The following is a 16,701-nucleotide window of genomic DNA, read 5'->3' as shown; positions in this document are numbered from 1 at the left end:
ACTACTACGGGTCCTCCGCCCCGCCCCGGCCCGCTCGGCAGACCATGTACCCAGCCGGGTCTCCTACCACTGGTCGTGGCATGTTCCCGGCAGGGCCAGGACGGTTCCTACGTTCACTGCGAAACCCTTCGACGGGATCGGCACCCAGTTATGCCCCAGCACCATCGCCACGACTACGCCGCAGTCCTTCACCGTGGCCTCCCGACCGGCGACATCACCCAGCCCAGGAGTTTCCCGACGTCGCCGCCGAAGCGCCAACGCGGGTGCGCAGTGCGACCCGACCCATACCCGCCAGGCTCGGGGTCGGTGGTCTCGTCTTGTGGGGCTTTCAGCCACTGGTTCCTTGCGTATGCCTCTCCGTCTCGCTAGCCGGACCCGCCCCATCTGGCAGTGCTGGGACGTCCCGTCGTTGTCGAGGACTGCTCCGCCACCGGGCTCCATGCCGGGCTCGGCGACCGTCCTCCAGCTTCCTCAACCTGCTGCGACAGGCCAAGAGCGGTGCCCTTTCATCACCGCAGGGTTCAGCAGCGCCTCGCAGCGCTCGATGTCGGCAACCCACAGCTGGTTGGGCGCATCGGCGGTGAACGCTCGCTCCACCAGGTCAGGGCGGGTGTCCGAGGCCGTGGATCCCGTCGTGGTGCGGGGCTGCTTGGTGCGGGCGATCCCGCGCAGCCCGGCCCGTTTCATCAGGCGTTGGACCGTGCAGCGGGCCACCCGGTGGCCTTGGCGGTTCAGCTCGGCGTGGACCTTGCGGGCCCCGTACACGTCGTAGTTGTCTGCGTGTACCTGGTGGATCTTGGCGGTGGTGACCTCATCGGTGCGTGAGCGCAGCGATGGGGCCCGGCTCTTGGCGGCGTAGTAGGTGGACGGGGCGACCTGCAGCGTGCGGCAGATCGGCTCGACCCCGAACTCCTGCTGGTGGATATCGATGAACGCGACTATCTGATGTGTGGGCCCTCGAGCTCCGACGCGAAAAAAGCCGACGCGGACTTGAGGATGGCGTTGGCTCGCCGCAGTTCGTGCACTTCGCGTTCGAGCTCGGCCAGGCGTTGGGCCTGGTCGGTGGTGGTGCCGGGGCGGTCTCCGGCGTCGACCTCGGCCTGGGTGACCCAGTTGCGCAGGGTCTCGCGGTTGATGCCCAGCTGGTCGGCGATACGGGCGATGGCACCGCTGCGGCTGGCCGGGTCCCGGCGAGCGTCCACGGCCATGCGGGTAGCGCGTTGTCGCAGCTCATCGGGGTATTTCCTCGGTGCTGGCATGTCTCTCTTCCTTCCCAGGTTTGAGAGTCTCCATCACACCCGGCACGAAACAGTACCGACGGCCTACGACATCGAAGCGCGCCCCGCGAACCCGACGGGCGACGTTTCCATTCCCGTGAGCGGATGTTATCCACAGGCCTAAAGATCCCCCTTCTCCCTCCGTCGCACACTCCCTAGTGTGGAAAAGTGACCGATTCCGCGAGCACTGCCCAGCAGACACATCCCTTCGACGTCGACTCCTTCCTCGCCCGCCCCCTGGTCGCCCGGGTGGCTACTACCAACGCTTCGGGGGCGCCCACGGTCAGACCGGTCTGGTTCCTGTGGGAGGGGGGCGTTCTCTGGTGGATCACCGGGGAGTACGCGGTCATGGCCAAGCACCTGGAACGCGATCCGCGCGCGGCCGTGGTGGTGGACACCTGCGACCTGGAGCGGATGGAGTTCCTCCAGGTGATCATGCGCGGCAGAGCCGAAGTGGTGCCCTTCGACCCGGGGCTGAGCAGACGCAAGCTCCGGCGTTACCTGGGCGATGACGAGAGCGCCTGGCACCCGGACTTCCAGTTCTACGCCGACGACGCCCGCCTGGTCCGCTTCACCCCCGAACGCACCGTGGTCAAGGACCTGTCCAAGTCCCTGCCCTGACCCGTCCTGAGCGACGACCGGCACGCGAATCAGGGGTGACGGCGGAGCTGGCGGGCGCTCTCGCGGAGGGAGGGTCTTTTCCGGGCCGCGTCCAGGAGGTGGGCGGCGTGGTCCAGCATGCGCTGGGCGCGTACCGAGGCCACCGCACCCCGATGGGGTAGGACGTCGTGCACCAGCACGTTCTCGGCCTCCGACCAGGAGCGCGCCCTGGCCAGTGCGCACAGCAGGCTCGCCCGGTAGACGGCGGCCGAGCGGCCCTGCTGCGATGTGCGCCGGCAGGCGTCGGCGAAGTGTTCGGCGGCCCGACCCCAGGCACCGGTATCGGCGTGCACCATGCCGTGGTGCCAGCTGATCTCCGCCTCGGTCAGCCACCAGGTCCAGGCCGGATCACCCGGTCCGGGGCCATCCAGGTGGCGCTCGCGGGTCTCGCGGATCAGGCGCCGGGCTCGGCGGTGTTCGCCCGTCTGCGCCGCGGCACGGGCGGCGCGCAGGGTGAACAGGGTGGCCGTGCTCCCCCGGGCCGTGGTCAGGGCGCTCTCGCAGATCTGCGCGGCCTCGACCGGCTGGCGCAGATGGACGCCCTGCAGGGCCAGTTGGCTGAGCACGAAGTACTCCATGGGCCGGTCACCGGCCGCTCGGGCCAGGTGCAGGGCGCGCACGCTCATGTATCGGGACAGGCCCTGGAGCTCGGAGTCGAAGGCGACCCATCCGGAGATCTGGTGCGCCTCGGCGGCGGCTGCCAGGACATCCCGGCTGTCACCGAATCGGGCCGTGGCGATGCGGTGTGCCCGGGCAGCGGCCCGCACCGCGGTGCCCACCACGTCGCGGGCCCCGAAACGGGTGTCCTGGTCGATGATCTGCGCGCTCACAGCCCGTACCAATGCGGCGACCTCCTCGGCTCCGCCCTCACCGGGTCCCATCGGCGACTCCTCCCAGCCACGACTTGACCGGCTGTGACCTCGCCATCCTGGCACTGGGCTCTGCGGGGCCAAAGCCGAGAAGACCAAGAAAGGTTTGACCAACGCATGGTTGTCACCCGCCCGAGCCGGGAGCACGGTAGTGGTACGAAGCTTTGAAGCGAGCCTGAGAGGAGCGCTGCCATCAGAAACCCCGGGTGCGCGCGCTACCCCGCCCCGGTGCCGCAGGTCTCGGTTCGGAGGAAGGTGATTCACGGTCACCCAAACCGCGATCCCTGCTTTCCCGTCCCAGCTTGATCCAGGAAAGCGGAAGACCGGCATCAGCCGGTAGATGGCAATGTTTTCTCGGGCCCCAGCAGGAGCTGGGGCCCTCCACGTGGCCCCTGACTGTGCCCTGGCTGTGCCCTCAAAACCCTGGACCTGGAGCCGCAGCAGGACTCGCGGCGAAAACCGGTTGACCCGACCGGTCGCCGGATCGCTAACCTCGAACCGCTTCCCGCCCCCTGGCGGAGAGGCCCCGCGTAGAAGAAGTCCAGCGCACAAGGAGCCCCGTGCCTGCCCCTGATCCGAACCGTCTGCACCCCACCACACGCCCGGACCTGACCAACGTGGTCTTCCTCAAGGCGCAGGTCACCTCCGAGCTGATCGAGGTCGGTGAGTACACCTACTACGACGACGAAGGCAGCGGGGTTCCGTTCGAGCAGGCGTGCGTGCTGTACAACTACGGCCCCCAACGCCTGGTGATCGGCCGGTTCAGCGCCATCGCCCCCGGTGCCACGATCCTCATGCCGGCGGGCAACCACCCCACCATCGGCCCCTCGACCTACCCGTTCACCATGTTCGGTGGGGAGTGGGCCGAACAGACCCTGGACACCTACCTGTCCCTCCCCGCGCCGCCGGACACCCGAATCGGCAACGACGTGTGGATCGGCCGTGGCGCCACGATCATGCCGGGGGTGAGCATCGGCGACGGCGCGATCGTGGCCGCGCACAGCGTCGTGACCAAGGACGTGGAGCCCTACGCGCTGGTCGGCGGTAACCCCGCCCGCCAGATCCGGACCCGTTTCTCGGAGCAGGACGTAACGCTGCTCCTGAGCGCCCGGTGGTGGGACTGGCCGGTCGAGGCCGTCACCGAACATGCCGCCCTCATCATGGGCGGTACACCCGCGGACCTGGCCTCGATCGCCCGGGAAGTCCTCAAGGACTGAGGTGCCGCGGCGTGGTCCCGCCGCGGTCCCCTGCGGCACCGGCCTATTCGCCGGTGACCCCGTCGATGCGTTCACGAAGCAGGTCCGCGTGGCCGTTGTGGCGGGCGTACTCCTCGATCATGTGCACCAGGATCCAGCGGTGTGAACAGTCCTGGCCGTGGCGCTGCGTTTTGCCGACCGCGTCCAGTTCCAGCCCTGCCGAGATCTGCCGGGCGTGCTCGATCTCGGACCGCCACAGCGCGAAGGCCTCCTCGACCGAGGTGGTGTCCGCGTTCAGGAAGTCGCCGTCGGGCTGGTCGTCGGTCTTGACCGGGGAGCTGTACTCCTGGCCCTGGAGGATGACGCGGAACCACATGTGTTCCACGTATGCCATGTGCCGGACCAGCCCCAGCAGAGACAGGGCCGATGGCGGTGCGGACCGCTCACACAGCTGTTCGTCACTCAGCCCCTGGCACTTGACCGCGAGGGTCTCGCGGTGCCAGTTCAGCCAGTTGTCGAGCATGGCGCGTTCGTCGGCGATGAAGGGCGGGTCGACCCGGGGGGCGCTGTTGTTGTGTGGCTCGCTCATGAGCGGCGACTCTAAACCCTGCTCTCATCCGGGACAACGGATTTCCGTGAGCTCGAAACCACCGCTCAGGCCGGGGTCAAGGGCTCGGGCGGGGCCCACCGGACCGCCCCCCACCACCGACCTGACCAATACCCGGCCCGGAACCAGCCGAAAGGCCGAGTCGCGCAACCTCTGGCGCCAGCCACCGCGGAAGCGGCGGCCGCCACCCGCACACTCCCGGTCACCGCTTCGCCCCAGGGCCGCGAGGACATGGTCCGCACCGTGGTGGAGCTGCTCACCGCATCCCTGTGGGCCGCGGTCCCGGAGGAGATCGGCACCCTCATCACCCTGCACGGCGGCGCCCTGTTCGCCCTCACCATGAGCCTGGTCGAACTCCTCGACAGGTCCTCCGTGCGCGCTCTGGTCGAGGCGATGGTGCGCGGCGCTCTGGTTCCCCGCTGACACCACCCGCTCGCCCCGGGGCCGGCCTGGCCCGGGTCCAGATCCTCCTCGGACCCGACCCCAGCCCGACCAGGGTCGAAAGCCCTGGCTGGGAGCGATCCCACAGGGCTTAGGATCACGATCATGGACAAACGTGAACTCGGTACCGTCGCCGATGTCGGCGTCATCGGTTTCGGCGCCTGGCAGATCGGCTCCGCCTGGGGCGAGGTCAGCGAGACCGACGCGATGAACGCCCTGAACACGGCCGTGGCCGAAGGCGTCACTTTCGTCGACACCGCCGACGTCTACGGCGACGGGCGCAGCGAGCGCCTGGTCGGCCAACTTCTCAAGGACCACCCCCACCTGACCGTGGCCACCAAGATGGGCCGCCGCATGGCCCAGGAGCCCGCCCACTACAACTCGGGCAACTTCCGCGCCTGGAACGACGACTCGCGCCGCAACCTGGGCGTGGACACCATCGACCTCGTCCAGCTGCACTGCCCGCCCTCGGCCGTCATCGACAGCGACGCCGTCTTCGACGACCTGGACGCCATGGTCGACGAGGGCCGCATGCGCGCCTACGGGGTCTCGGTGGAGACCTGCGACCAGGCCCTGGCCGCCATCGCCCGCCCCAACGTGGCCAGCGTGCAGATCATCCTCAACGCCTTCCGCCACAAGCCCCTGGAGCGCGTCCTGCCCGCGGCCAGGGCAGCCGGGGTCGGCGTCATCGCCCGGGTGCCCCTGGCCAGCGGCCTGCTCTCGGGCAAGTTCACCGCCGCGAGCAGCTTCGGCCAGGACGACCACCGCAACTTCAACCGCCAGGGCGAGGCCTTCGACAAGGGCGAGACCTTCTCCGGTGTCGACTACGAGACCGGGCTGGAGGCCGTCGAACGCCTGCGCCCCCTGGTTCCCGAGGGCGCCACCCTGGCCCAGTTCGCGCTGCGCTGGATCCTGGACCAGGACGGGGTCACCGTGGTCATCCCCGGCGCCCGCAACGGCGACCAGGCCCGCGGCAACGCCGCCGCCGCGCAGCTGCCGCCGTTGGACGCCAAGACCCACGAGCAGGTCCGCGAGGTCTACGACGCCCTCATCCGCCCCCAGGTCCACCACCTGTGGTGACCCTCGTCCGGGCCAGGGCCTGACGCGCCAGCGCGGCCCCGGCCCGGGCCACACCCGGCTCCCGCCTCACCTCCGCCCAGTCGGGTGGGGCACCTGGGGCACCCGTATCGGAATCGTCCTGGACCTGTGGCGATTGCCGCCCCTGATCCAGGGAGTGGTGCATACGCTCCAGCTGGTCCGGGTCCAGTTCCTCATCGCCAGGGCTCTCCCCTGCATCCGCCAGGAACGTCACCTCGTTCGTCCTGGGCACAGGGACGAGCCCGGCCTCCATCTGCAAGGACCTGCCGGAAACCGGCCCAGGCGTGGCCTGGTCGGCCTTGGCGGGCCAGGGCCCCGGCTCACTCAGGCGCGGTCCGCCGCACAGCGCACAGCACCCGCCGGGGACGTTGCGCACGGTGGGGTGCTCAGGGCAGGTCCTGACGGCCGCCCCGTTGACGTCCACGACGAACCGGGGCGGCGCGTCAAACGCACCCCTCGGGTCAGGCCCCATCGGCGCGGGTTCGGCCGCTCCCTCACCGAAACCCCCGCCCGACTCGGGCCAGCCCGCGGAGCTGCCCCAGGGGCGGTGTACGCCCCGTCCCAGCTTTCCGTCCAGGAAGGCCAGGGCGTTCTTGAGGTTGGCCATGCGCCGCAGCAGGGCTCCGAAGGGGCGTCCCAGCCCTTCGACGCAGGAGAGCAGAGCGCGCAGCTGGTCGGCGCCCAACCCCTGCCGCAACAGCGAGACTGCTTTGCGGCCCAAGGTCGCACGGTCCGCTTCCGGGCTCAGCAGCAGCCAGTCGGGGATGCGTGCCAACAAGTCCCAGAACCCGTCCCGGCGCTCGGCGGCAGCTTCTTTGGGGGTAGAGGTTTCAGACCCGGACGGACCCCCTTCGTTCCCCTTCCTTCGTGCATCAGTACTTCGTGTATTTGTCCTGTCAGGGCCGGACTTTTCGCGGCCGGACCTTCCAGAACCGTCAGGCCCGTGCCGGGGAGTTCGAGGGGTGTCGTAGACGGTCACCAGGGTGACCAGAGCGGTGCCGCGCCGTTGGATCTCGCGGAACATGTATCCCGCGTCGACGAGCTCGTTGAAGGCCCGCATGTAGGCCAGGCGCCCATCGGCCCGGTCGCCGCGCTGTTGGCGGTCCCAGGCCCACATCTTCTCCGCCGTGGCGTGCGGCCAGTGTGAGGGGTTGGAGAGTAGTTCGATGAGGATGCTGCGGGCGAGCCTGCTCAGACGACCATCACGGATGGTGGAATTGGGGATGATGGTGCAATTCGCCTCATGATGGCTGCGAATGACCTTCATCGCACACTTCCCGCCAGGGGCTGAGTCAAGACCGCCAGAGGGATCTGCGAAGTCACAAGCTTTTCGGGCTGGAAGAAGTTACACTTCAACACGAGCCGCCTTCCTGGGTCCTTGCTTTGCGCAGGAGAGTCGGTGAGCCGCATCCCTGCTGATCACAGGGATCGGTCAGGGGTCGCCGTACTGGTGCGTCAACACCAAGGCGACCCCGAACTCTTTTTTGGGCGTGCCGCAGTCGGCCAGGCGAACATCCGTTCGCCCGGCCCGGGCATGAAGAACACTGCCACACCCTCACGACGCGCGCTGGACTTTTCGTTAAATCCGCTTTCCCCGTCTTTTCTCGCGCTCACAAGAAAGACCCCTTCGCCGCAAAAGACAAAAAGGTCTACATTCTGAGAAAATCGGGCAAAAAAGCGGGGCGGCTCCTGAAAACCCCTCCGAGTTCCCAGGGGCCGCCCCTGACGACCTGCCCTACGCGCTAGATAAGCCCCTGGGCCAGCATGGCGTCGGCGACCATCTCGAAACCGGCGACGTTGGCGCCCAGCACGTAGTCGCCCTTGGCGCCGTGCCGCTCGGCCGCCTCCTCGCAGCGGTCGTGGATCCCGGCCATGGTCTGGGCCAGTTCCGCCTCGGCGTGGTCGAAGGACCACGAGGTACGCCGCGCGTTCTGGCGCATCTCCAGCACACTGGTGGCCACACCACCGGCGTTGGCCGCCTTGCCCGGGGCGAACAGCACCCCGGCCTCGCGGAACACCTTGACCGCCTCGGGGGTGGTGGGCATGTTCGCGCCCTCGGCCACCGCCACCACACCGTTGTCCACCAGGGTCTTGGCGGCGTCGGTGTCGAGTTCGTTCTGGGTGGCCGAGGGCAGCGCCACCTCGCACGGCACGTCCCACACGCTGCCGCCCTCGACGAACTCGGCTCCGGAGCGGCGCTCGGCGTAGGCGCTGATCCGCTCGCGCTCGACCTCCTTGACCTGCCTGAGCAGGTCCAGGTCGATGCCCTTCTCGTCGACCACGTAGCCGCTGGAATCAGAGCAGGCGACCACGGTGGCGCCCAGCTGCTGGGCCTTGTCCACCGCGTAGATCGCCACGTTGCCCGAACCCGACACCACCACACGCATATCGCTCAGGTCCCGGCCGTTGCGCTCCAGCATCCGCTCGGTGAACATCACCGTTCCGTACCCCGTGGCCTCGGTACGGACCGCCGAACCTCCCCAGTCCAGGCCCTTGCCGGTGATGACCCCGGCCTCCCAGCGGTTGCTCAGCCGCCGGTACTGCCCGAACATGTAGCCGATCTCGCGGGTGCCCACACCGATGTCACCCGCGGGGATGTCGGTGTACTCGCCCAGGTGGCGGTGGAGTTCGGTCATGAAGGACTGGCAGAAACGTTCGATCTCGGTGGCCGAGCGCCCCTTGGGGTCGAAGTCGCTGCCGCCCTTGCCGCCGCCGATACCCATGCCGGTGAGGGCGTTCTTGAAGATCTGCTCGAACCCCAGGAACTTGATCACGCCCAGGTTCACACTGGGGTGGAAGCGCAGGCCGCCCTTGTAGGGGCCCAGGGCGCTGTTGAACTCCACCCGGAAACCACGGTTGACGTGGACCTTTCCCTGGTCGTCGCGCCAGGGCACGCGGAAGATGATCTGCCGCTCGGGCTCGCACAGACGTTCCAGGACACGCTCGTCGGCGTACTCCGGGTGGCGGGACAGGGCCGGTGAGAGGCTGTCGAGTACTTCGAGTACGGCCTGCTGGAACTCCGGCTCGTCAGGGTTGCGGCGCGCCACGTGCTCGTAGGCGCTGCGAACACCCGGGTGGTGGTCTTCTCGGGCGCCATGGGAAAACGGCATGCGAGTGCGTTCCCTTCTCACTGCTGAAACGGGCACCCCACACGCCGTTGTGCCGGGAGCCGCGATCGTCGAAAAAAGCAGGCGGAGGCGCTGCGGTACTGGGCTCATACCGGCAGCGACCACCATTCGTGTTGCCAGTGTATTGCTTTGATGTAAACATATTTTTCGGGCCTGGCCCAAAGGCGAGTCGCGCATTTTCCGCCCGTCTTTCGCTCAGGGCGCGCGGTGTGCGACCACCACACTGGCCCGTACCCGCCACCCCAGCCGCGAGTACAGTCCGTGCCCCTGCGGTGTGGAGACCAACAGGCCCTTCTCGGCCCCGTGTTCCCGGGCCCGGGCGACCAGGGCCCCCAGCACCGCCGAACCCAGTCCGCGTCGGCGGTGGTCCGGTTCGGTCCTGATGGCGTGGACCACCAGGTCGGTGTTCACCAACGCCCCGACCCCGCCGGCCGCTCTCGTGATGCCGGGTACGGACAGGTGGGCTCTGAACACCGCCGCACGCCCCGCAACCACGTGTTCCTCACTCAGCCGGGCGGCGTAGGGGGCCGGAGCACCGGGGGTGGGGTGTGCGGTCAGGTCCGCGCTCATGAACGCCTCGTGGTCGGGGTCCGCCACCAGACCGGCCTCTCGCACCAGCCGGACCGTCCGTTCCGGGTCGTTGGTGGGTACCGTCAGCCAGTCCGGCTCCGCTGCGGCGGCGACCCGGGCGGCCAGAGACCGAAGCCGCTCCGGGTGCTGGTCGGCGTCGAGCACGATCCGCTCCGTCTTTCGGCCCGGCCGTCCCAGGTCCACGTGCAGGGCACCGTCGGCTTCCGCTGCGGGCGCCAGAGCCGAGGCCAGCCCCCACCCGCGCTGCCAACGGCGGATCAGCGGGGCCAGGGGCTCAGGGGAGGTTCGGCTCATGCCAAACATCCCACCACCCGGCGCCGACATTCGCGCGCACAACCGCAGAACCCGCCGGGCCCCGAGCCTTCAGAGCGAGTCCGGGTAGCGCGCGGCCAGAGCCGCGACCTCCCGGGCCAGGGCCTGCCGGAGCTCTGCCGGTCCCAGAACCTCGGCCTGCGCTCCCAGGCTGAGCAGATCGCCGACCGCCACCGTGTCGGTCTCCACCTCCAGGTCCGTCTCCACCCACCCCTGGGCGTCCAGCGGCCCCGCACCTACCGGGGATGGAAAGAGGAGGAGATCGGCTTGAGACGAAAATCCCTGGTCCGGGGTCAGCCAGGGCAGTAGATTGTTCAGCCTTGGCGCACCACGGGTTTTCCTGGTGCCGCGGACTTCGCGAGGTAAGGGACACCGGCTATGGCCGTCGGCCCCCAAGGGCGAAAACAGGACCGGGAACAGGACCAGCCGCTCAGCGGCGGCATGATGAACACCGTCTTGCGCCGCGGCGACCGGGTCGTGCGCACTGCCCCGCCCCATGCCCCCGCCCTGCAGGAGTACCTGACCGCCCTGACCGCGAGCGGGTTCGAGGGGGCTCCCCGGCCGCTGGCCCTGCACGAGGACGGCACCGAAGAGCTCACCTTCGTCGAGGGAGACGTGGCCGTCCCGCCCTTCCCCGCCTGGGCCACTGAGGACTGGGTGGTGAGCGCCTCGGCCCGGCTGCTGCGCCGCTACCACGATGCCGCCCGACACGTGCCCTTCGACACCGGCGCGGCCTGGCCCACCGACCTGAGCGACCCCGAGGGCGGCACGCTGCTGTGCCACAACGATCCGTGCCTGGAGAACCTGGTCTTCCGTGACGGCGCGGGCCACGCCCTGATCGACTTCGACCTGGCCGCCCCGGGCCGCCCGGTGTGGGATCTGGCCGCGCTGGCCTTCTACATGGGACCCACACTGCCCCCGGAGGTGCTCGCCGAGTCGGAGTTCGCCCGGGCCGAGGTCCTGCACCGGCTGAGCCTGCTCGCCGAGGGCTACGGCATGTCCGCCGGGGACCGCCGGGCGTTGCCCGAGGCCATCGAGCAGTACAACGAGGTCTCCCGCGTCTTCGTCAAGAGCATGCTCGACCAGGGCAACCCGCTCTTCGTCGAGATCGTGGAGCAGGCGGGCGGCTGGCCCGCGTGGGAACGCGTCAAGGACCGCCGCAGCGCCTGGCTGGAAGAGCAGCGTCCCGCCTTCCTCAAGGCCTTGGTCGCCTGACTCCCACCGCTCCCACGGCTCTCACCCCTCTCCCGGGACGGTCCTGCCGACCGCACCGAACGCTCAGCGCTTCCTGGGTCGTGCCACGGCGTAGCCGTACTGCTCGGGCCAGGAAGGGCTGTCCCCGAGTTCGGCGCGAGCGCGGTGGGGCCAGTAGGGCTCGCGCAGCAGCTGGCGGCCGAGCATGGTGGCGTCGGCCCGTCCGGTGGCCACGATCTCCTCGGCCTGGTCGGGTTCGAGGATGAGTCCCACGGCGGCGGTGGGGATGCCTGCCTCGGCGCGCACGCGTTCGGCGAAGGGCACCTGGTAGCCGGGCCCGGCGGGGATGCGGGCGTCGTGGGTCATGCCGCCGGTGGAGACGTCGAGCAGGTCCACACCCCGGGCGGCGAGCTCCTTGGCCAGCTGCACGGTGTCCTGGACCGTCCACCCCCGGCGTGTGTCCGCAGGGTCCTCGCTGAGCCAGTCGGTGGCCGAGGTGCGAAAGAGCACCGGCAGGTGTTCGGGCCACACCTCTCGTACGGCCTCCACGATCTCCAGGGCCAGGCGCATGCGGCCCTGGAGGTCACCGCCGTAGGCATCGGTGCGGTAGTTGGCCAGCGGGGAGAGGAAGGAGTTGATCAGGTAGCCGTGGGCGCCGTGGACCTCGGCGACCTGGAACCCGGCGGCCAGGGCGCGTTCGGCGGAGGCCGCGAAGTCGCCCACCAGCTGGGCGATCTCCTCCTGGGTGAGTTCGTGTGGGGTGGGCAGCCCCTCGAAGGGTTCGGCGCTGGCGGAGACCGTGGTCCAGCCGCCTTCGTCGGCGCCCAGCCCGCGGCCTCCGAGCCAGGGCTTGTCGGTGGCGGCCTTGCGTCCGGCGTGGGCGAGCTGGATGGCCGGGACCGAGCCGTGGGCGCGGATGGCGGCGGTCACGCGGGTGAAGGCGGCCTGCTGGGTGTCGTTCCACAGGCCCAGGTCCCAGGGGCTGATGCGGCCGTCGGGGCGCACCCCGGTGGCCTCGGCCATGACCAGTCCGGCGCCGCCCGCGGCACGGGAGGCCAGGTGGGTCAGGTGGAAGTCCGTGGGCGCTGCGGTGTCCGGGCCATGGTCGGGTGCGGAGTACATGCACATCGGAGCCATCCAGGCGCGGTTGGGGATCTCCAGTGACCGCAGCTTCAGCGGGGTGAACAGGGTGCTCACAGTCGGTGTCCTTCGCATAGCGGGTCGGGCACGTGGGCTGGCGAGGGCGCCAACCACCGTTTGTACGGTACATGTCGTACTACGATGGTTGTCAAACTATGGCGCCTCTCGTACATTGTCGGAAAGCCCGCGCCTACGGAGGTCACAGCATGTCCAGGAGCGCACGCACCACCCAGGGTCGACAGCTGGAGCACCCCGAGCCCGGCCAGATCCAGCTGGAAACGGTGCTGAGCGCGCTCGCTGATCCGATCCGGCTGCGCATCGTGCACGCGCTCTCCCTGGGCCACGACGACATGGCCTGCATCGCCTTCGATCTCCCGGTGAGCAAGTCCACCTCGACCCACCACTTCCGGGTGCTGCGCGAAGCCGGGGTCATCCGCCAGTACTACGAGGGGACCTCCCGCATGAGCCGACTGCGCGAGGAGGAGCTACAAGAGCGCTTCCCCGGCCTGCTCCCCGCCGTGGTGAACGCCCAGAGCGCACACCAAGGACAGGCCCCGGCCAGCAGCTGAAGGCCGCCCGCCCCGAGGCTGCGCCCCTAACCCCGGCGGGTGATGGCCACCAGGTAGCGGCAGGACTCCTCGGTCGGGTTGCGGTACTCGCAGGGCGCGGGCGCGCCGAGCTGAAGGCAGTCCCCCCGCTCCAGGACGTGCTCGACCGCGCCCTCGCGGAAGGCGAGCGTGCCCTGAAGCACCCAGATCTGGTGGCGGGTGAAGGTGTAGACCTCCCGGGGGTAGGCCACCCGCGCTCCCGCGGGGAGTTCGACCTCGACCAACTCCAACGCACCGCCGGAGGTGGGTGAGACCGCTCGCCTGCGGTAACCGGTCTCGGGATCGGTCCACACGGGCTGTTGGTCCAGTCGGGCCAGACGGCGATCGCCCTGCTCGGCCTGGGCGATGAGTTCGGACAGGGTGATGCCCAGGGCGCCGGACAGGCGACCCAGCAGGGAGGCGGTGGGCTGGGCGTCGCCGTTCTCGATCCGGCTGATCATGGCGCGCGAGACCCCGGAGAGCTCGGCCAGGGCGGTGCCGCTCAGGCCTCGGTCGCGGCGCAGAGCCTGCAGGGTCACGGCGAGGGCGGGTCCCAGTTGGTCACTCATGCGTTTACCATAGTGGACACAGTCGCTTACTATCTTCAACATGAGTTCCCTGCTGCCCCACGCCCGCATCCGTGACGCCACAGCCGCCGACGCCGCGGCGTGCGCCGAGATCTACGCGCCCTACGTCACCGACACCTCCATCACCTTCGAGCTGGCCCCGCCCTCGGACCAGCAGATGGCCGAACGCATCACCGCGGCCCAGCTCCAGCACGCGTGGATCGTCATGGAGGACGAACAGGGGGTGCTCGGCTACGCCTACGGGGGAACCTTCCGGGCCCGGGCCGCCTACCAGTGGACCTGCGAGGTCAGCGTCTACCTCAAACAGGGAGGACACCGCCGGGGCGCGGGCCGGGCCCTGTACTCCGAACTGCTGCCACGCCTGGCGAAGCGGGGCATGCGCACCGCCATCGCCTGTATGACCCTGCCCAACGACGCCAGCCTGGGCCTGCACCGGGCCATGGGCTTCGAGGACGTGGGCGTCATGCGCCGGGTGGGACACAAGCACGGGGCCTGGCACGACGTGGCCTGGGCCCAGCTGGACCTGACCCCGGCACCCTAGAACCCGAGCACCTGCCACTCGTCTGCCCCCAGACGGCGCTACCCATCCCCGAAGCCGACCGGCTTATCCTCGACGGGGTCCCATCGCCCCACCTCTTCCCTGGAGCGCCGTTCGTGTCCGCGTCCACCGCCCGCCACCGCCCCTCCGGGATGGCCTTCGCACTCGCCTCCGCCCTGGCCTTCGGCGGTTCAGGGGTCTTCGCCCGACCCCTGCTGGACGCCGGGATGGACTCCCTGCACGTGACCTGGCTGCGCCTGGCCGGGGCCGCGCTGATCCTGCTGCCCGTGGCCGTGCGGCACTGGCGCGTGGCCCAGCGAAAACCCCTGCTGGTCCTGGCCTACGGGGTGTTCCCCATGGCCGGCGTCCAAGCCCTGTACTTCGCCGCCATCGCCCGTATCCCGGTGGGGATCGCGCTGCTGCTGGAGTTCCTCGGCCCGGTACTGCTCCTGCTGTGGGTGCGGGTGGTGCGCCGCAACCGGGTCTCCCCCGCCGCCGTGGTGGGCGTGGTCCTGGCCGTGGCCGGGCTCGGCCTGCTGCTGGAGGTCTGGGCGGGGATGCGCCTGGACGCGATCGGGGTCGGCCTGGCCCTGGGCGCGGCCGCCGCCCAGGCCGCCTTCTTCCTGCTGGGGGACGCCATGGGCGAGGACACCGACCCCCTGGCGGTGATCGCTTTCGGCGCGCTGATCGCCACCGTCCTGCTGGGGGTGCTCGCCCAGCCCTGGACACTGCCCTGGGGGCTGCTCGCGGACCCGCTTCCGTTGGGCGCCCTCGCCCTGCCCGGCTGGATGATCGCGCTGTGGCTGGGCCTGGTGTGCACCGCCATCGCCTACTTCACCGGGGTCTCGGCGATCAAGAGGCTCTCCCCGCAGGTCGCGGGAGGTGTGGCCTACCTGGAGGTGGTGACCGCGATCGTGCTGGCCTGGGTACTGCTCGGCGAGGCGCTCACCCCCGTGCAGATCCTGGGCGCGGTGGTCATCGTGACCGGTGCCTTCATCGCCCAGACCGCGGTGCCGAGCACCCCGGAAACCGCAGTGGCCCCCGCCACCGAACAACCCGCCCCGAACGGGGACCAACCGGCTCTGGAACGGAGTTGAGGGCCCCTGCCCCTCCTACCCAGAGGACTCACTCCAGGGGCACATCCTCGAAGTCACCGAAGGGACCCGCCGTGAACGTCACGGTGTCCACCTCCAGCGGCGGGGCCGGGAAGTGCAGCTGGACCCGGTTGGTCGTACCCGACTCACCCAGGTAGGGATAGCCGAACGGCTCCATGTAGCGGGTGTCGTCCCCCTCGGGCCCGATCCGCAGCGACCGGTACACGTCCCCGCTGCCCGGGTCCTGGATCCCGAACGACCCGAACCGGCCACCATGGACCCCGTCCTGCCCGAAGTTCGCGCCGTAAAGGTGGTTGACGGTACCCGGGCCGTTGTTGGTCAGGTCGAACTCGGCGACCACGAACGCGCCGTCACGGCGCAGGGAGAACAGCGCGAAGTCGTAGGAGCGTTCCCTGGCGAACTCCGCACTCCCGGTCGCCACCGCCTCCTGGGCGGGCTCGGCATAGGGTGCGGGCGGCGCGATGTCACCACCGCGCGCCTGGCCAGCGGTGGCCTCCTGCTCACCAGTCTCCACGATGCTGTACAGGTCGATGCCCTCTTCGGGGACGGGGCCGTCGCTGACCGGCATCGTGATGGTCTGCCCGGGCTCGTGATCCCACCGGCTGGGCGCCTCTTCAGTGGGGGCCGACCCAGGATTCCAGGGTTGGTCGAAGTGGTTGTTCACCCGCACCCCGGTGAAGATCCCCTGGGTGCCGGGGGTGGCCAGACTGATCCGGCGGGTTCCGGCGGGCAGGGGCGCAAAGTGCGCCTCGATCTCGTAGTCCGCGCCGACCACCGTGAAGGCGGAGATCTGCGAGCCCACGAACTCCGTGTCGCTGTAGGCCGGGGGATAGAGGCGCTGGCCCACCGGGTCGATGATCCACAGACCCAACGGGCTGGTGGTGTGCGCGCCCACTACGCCGCCGCCGAAAGCGTTGATGGCGATGACGGACTCACCGTCCTGACCCTGGGGTGAGACGGTCAGGCGCAGGACGGTGCGGTCGGAGTGGCCGAGGATCTCGTTCACGCTCAGGGCGGAGTTGTAACCGTTGCCGCTGCCACTGATGCCCCGACGGGTGTAGGGCCCCTCGGGGTAGTCGACGGAGGGCTGCTCGGCAGCCACCTCGGCGGATTCGTCGGCGCCATCACCGCCGGAGTCCCCGGGGTCGGATCCGCCGGACAGGCCGCAGCCGGTGGTCACCAGGAGCAGCCCGGCCAGGGCCGCTCCGGCACGTAGCCGCAGCCCAGGGGAAACCGGGGCAGGGGTGGAGACAGGTCGGGGGGTCATCGAGAGCCTTCCACAGCGCACAAATGCAACACTGCGTTGGATACCGCCAACCCACAAACGGTTCTTCTGGGATCCTCGTTTCTCAGAATGCCCC

19 protein-coding genes and 1 other annotated feature are annotated in these 16,701 nt (G+C 69.6%); of the genes, 8 read left to right on the top strand and 11 right to left on the bottom strand.

Going from position 1 to position 16,701, the window contains the following annotated elements:
- Window positions 1-471: 471 nt before the first annotated feature.
- Window positions 472-831 (bottom strand): IS3 family transposase, encoded by a 360-nt coding sequence (locus NE857_RS16540; RefSeq protein WP_344013097.1) that lies wholly within the window; start codon window positions 829-831, stop codon window positions 472-474.
- 36 nt (window positions 832-867) lie between these two features.
- Window positions 868-981, bottom strand: a sequence feature (AL1L pseudoknot).
- A complete protein-coding gene (locus NE857_RS16535; protein ID WP_254421809.1) occupies window positions 939-1,259 on the bottom strand; it encodes a transposase in 321 nt (106 codons plus the stop codon). (Overlaps the previous feature by 43 nt.)
- 186 nt (window positions 1,260-1,445) lie before the next feature.
- On the opposite strand from NE857_RS16535, the gene NE857_RS16530 reads away from it, so the two are divergent.
- A complete protein-coding gene (locus tag NE857_RS16530; RefSeq protein WP_254421808.1) occupies window positions 1,446-1,898 on the top strand; it encodes a pyridoxamine 5'-phosphate oxidase family protein in 453 nt (150 codons plus the stop codon).
- A gap of 29 nt (window positions 1,899-1,927) precedes the next feature.
- Here NE857_RS16530 and NE857_RS16525 read toward each other — a convergent pair whose 3' ends face one another.
- Window positions 1,928-3,136, bottom strand: a complete 1,209-nt coding sequence (locus tag NE857_RS16525; RefSeq protein WP_486348427.1) for an NsdA family TPR-like regulatory protein — start codon at window positions 3,134-3,136, stop codon at window positions 1,928-1,930.
- A gap of 230 nt (window positions 3,137-3,366) precedes the next feature.
- On the opposite strand from NE857_RS16525, the gene NE857_RS16520 reads away from it, so the two are divergent.
- Window positions 3,367-4,023 carry a CatB-related O-acetyltransferase gene (locus NE857_RS16520; RefSeq protein WP_254421806.1) on the top strand — a complete coding sequence of 219 codons (657 nt, stop codon included), beginning with the start codon at window positions 3,367-3,369 and terminating at the stop codon, window positions 4,021-4,023.
- A 43-nt stretch (window positions 4,024-4,066) separates the two neighbouring features.
- Here NE857_RS16520 and NE857_RS16515 read toward each other — a convergent pair whose 3' ends face one another.
- Window positions 4,067-4,591 (bottom strand): DinB family protein, encoded by a 525-nt coding sequence (locus tag NE857_RS16515; RefSeq protein WP_254421805.1) that lies wholly within the window; start codon window positions 4,589-4,591, stop codon window positions 4,067-4,069.
- A 249-nt stretch (window positions 4,592-4,840) separates the two neighbouring features.
- Here NE857_RS16515 and NE857_RS16510 point away from each other — a divergent pair, with 249 nt between their 5' ends.
- On the top strand, window positions 4,841-5,032 hold the full coding sequence (locus tag NE857_RS16510) for a hypothetical protein (protein WP_254421804.1): 192 nt from the start codon (window positions 4,841-4,843) through the stop codon (window positions 5,030-5,032).
- Window positions 5,033-5,155: 123 nt separating this feature from the next.
- Window positions 5,156-6,130, top strand: a complete 975-nt coding sequence (locus NE857_RS16505) for an aldo/keto reductase (protein WP_254421803.1) — start codon at window positions 5,156-5,158, stop codon at window positions 6,128-6,130.
- Here the strand turns inward: NE857_RS16505 and NE857_RS16500 are convergent.
- From NE857_RS16500 to NE857_RS34255, 4 genes are all read right to left on the bottom strand, one after another.
- Window positions 6,099-7,415, bottom strand: a complete 1,317-nt coding sequence (locus NE857_RS16500; protein WP_254421802.1) for a hypothetical protein — start codon at window positions 7,413-7,415, stop codon at window positions 6,099-6,101. The two genes, NE857_RS16505 and NE857_RS16500, sit on opposite strands and share 32 nt — an antisense overlap.
- A gap of 475 nt (window positions 7,416-7,890) precedes the next feature.
- A complete protein-coding gene (gdhA, locus tag NE857_RS16495) occupies window positions 7,891-9,258 on the bottom strand; it encodes an NADP-specific glutamate dehydrogenase (protein ID WP_254421801.1) in 1,368 nt (455 codons plus the stop codon).
- Window positions 9,259-9,471: 213 nt separating this feature from the next.
- On the bottom strand, window positions 9,472-10,161 hold the full coding sequence (locus tag NE857_RS16490; RefSeq protein WP_254421800.1) for a GNAT family N-acetyltransferase: 690 nt from the start codon (window positions 10,159-10,161) through the stop codon (window positions 9,472-9,474).
- 69 nt (window positions 10,162-10,230) lie between these two features.
- Window positions 10,231-10,677, bottom strand: a complete 447-nt coding sequence (locus tag NE857_RS34255) for a WYL domain-containing protein (RefSeq protein ID WP_301184343.1) — start codon at window positions 10,675-10,677, stop codon at window positions 10,231-10,233.
- Here NE857_RS34255 and NE857_RS16480 point away from each other — a divergent pair.
- Window positions 10,558-11,394 carry a phosphotransferase family protein gene (locus NE857_RS16480; protein WP_254421798.1) on the top strand — a complete coding sequence of 279 codons (837 nt, stop codon included), beginning with the start codon at window positions 10,558-10,560 and terminating at the stop codon, window positions 11,392-11,394. The two genes, NE857_RS34255 and NE857_RS16480, sit on opposite strands and share 120 nt — an antisense overlap.
- Before the next feature lie 63 nt (window positions 11,395-11,457).
- Here NE857_RS16480 and NE857_RS16475 read toward each other — a convergent pair whose 3' ends face one another.
- On the bottom strand, window positions 11,458-12,570 hold the full coding sequence (locus tag NE857_RS16475) for an NADH:flavin oxidoreductase/NADH oxidase (protein ID WP_254421797.1): 1,113 nt from the start codon (window positions 12,568-12,570) through the stop codon (window positions 11,458-11,460).
- Window positions 12,571-12,719: 149 nt separating this feature from the next.
- Between NE857_RS16475 and NE857_RS16470 the strand changes: the two genes are divergently transcribed.
- Window positions 12,720-13,082 (top strand): ArsR/SmtB family transcription factor, encoded by a 363-nt coding sequence (locus NE857_RS16470; RefSeq protein WP_254421796.1) that lies wholly within the window; start codon window positions 12,720-12,722, stop codon window positions 13,080-13,082.
- A 26-nt stretch (window positions 13,083-13,108) separates the two neighbouring features.
- Here the strand turns inward: NE857_RS16470 and NE857_RS16465 are convergent, their stop codons facing one another.
- Window positions 13,109-13,669 (bottom strand): helix-turn-helix domain-containing protein, encoded by a 561-nt coding sequence (locus NE857_RS16465; protein WP_254421795.1) that lies wholly within the window; start codon window positions 13,667-13,669, stop codon window positions 13,109-13,111.
- A gap of 40 nt (window positions 13,670-13,709) precedes the next feature.
- Here NE857_RS16465 and NE857_RS16460 point away from each other — a divergent pair, with 40 nt between their 5' ends.
- Window positions 13,710-14,228 (top strand): GNAT family N-acetyltransferase, encoded by a 519-nt coding sequence (locus NE857_RS16460; protein WP_254421794.1) that lies wholly within the window; start codon window positions 13,710-13,712, stop codon window positions 14,226-14,228.
- 113 nt (window positions 14,229-14,341) lie between these two features.
- Entirely contained in the window at window positions 14,342-15,322 is a 981-nt protein-coding gene (locus NE857_RS16455) for an EamA family transporter (RefSeq protein ID WP_254421793.1), read from the top strand.
- Between the two features lie 28 nt (window positions 15,323-15,350).
- Here NE857_RS16455 and NE857_RS16450 read toward each other — a convergent pair whose 3' ends face one another.
- Entirely contained in the window at window positions 15,351-16,607 is a 1,257-nt protein-coding gene (locus NE857_RS16450; protein WP_254421792.1) for a hypothetical protein, read from the bottom strand.
- Window positions 16,608-16,701 lie beyond the last annotated feature (94 nt).

Source organism: Nocardiopsis exhalans (assembly GCF_024134545.1).
Lineage (GTDB): Bacteria > Actinomycetota > Actinomycetes > Streptosporangiales > Streptosporangiaceae > Nocardiopsis > Nocardiopsis exhalans.
Note: the sequence above shows the minus strand (reverse complement) of the source record. Positions and strands in the feature narration are given on the sequence as shown.